We start from the raw sequence: 861 nt of genomic DNA, 5'->3' as shown, positions 1-861 counted from the left end.
GAATGTTGACAAGTGGTTTTTTTATTTGTAAAGCCCCTTAGACCAACACAAATTAGGTGCCATAACCTACATTTTTATGATGCCATAAACATTTTTTGAATCAAACTTTGATGATATTTTGCCAGCTAAAAATGATTCACCTAAAGAAGATAGGGTTTCCTGTACATCAAATCCAGCTCCTACGCTGACAACTCCAATATACATAATCAAAAGAAAACCACGTTGTACATATTCATTAGATAAAACATTGCGAACACTCTTTTTTAACTGAAATGTACCATCATTTGACTCTTCGTTATACTTATAATCTCCAGCTATATTTTTTGTGCTGATAGGTTGCATCGAAAACCTATCAACTATCTCGGCAAATTGAGCCGGATTTTGTCTATTGAATTGAGCTGCCAAATTAGCGAATTTTGACGATGGCAACTCAACTATTTTTCTAAGCTCGACTACCGAAGCAGCCATCCGGCTAGCCTTTTCTAATTCTGCATGAAAAGAATTGATATTATTTATCGCGTTTATTATTGGGGGAGTCGCATTATTAACCCAACCTACTGCCCATCTAGCCGAACTTGAAATGTTTGTATTTTCATGATATATATAACGCGTCTTTTGTATTATTTCCGCATTTCTATGCTGCATATTATAAATTTCTTTCATTATTCCTAATGACGGGAGAACGGGTTTTACCATTGTAATTGGGGTTCCTATTTTTTGAATTTCAACTCCTTTTACTATAGAATTCAATTCTTTTCGCCAATTAAAAAGGTTCTAAATCAAATGTTGGGGTTTTAGGCTACCGCGCTACGCTTGGTGGCCTCTATAAAAAATGATGGATGGTACCATTCATCATTTTTT

Annotated in this window: 1 protein-coding gene; it reads right to left on the bottom strand. The window is 35.0% G+C overall.

The window, feature by feature from the left end:
• Positions 1-66: 66 nt before the first annotated feature.
• Positions 67-750 carry a hypothetical protein gene (locus QY97_RS19305; protein ID WP_157761925.1) on the bottom strand — a complete coding sequence of 228 codons (684 nt, stop codon included), beginning with the start codon at positions 748-750 and terminating at the stop codon, positions 67-69.
• Between the last annotated feature and the right edge of the window lie 111 nt (positions 751-861).

The sequence above is a fragment of the Bacillus thermotolerans genome (assembly GCF_000812025.2).
GTDB lineage: Bacteria > Bacillota > Bacilli > Bacillales > Domibacillaceae > Quasibacillus > Quasibacillus thermotolerans.
This window is presented reverse-complemented; position numbering and strand designations above follow the sequence as displayed.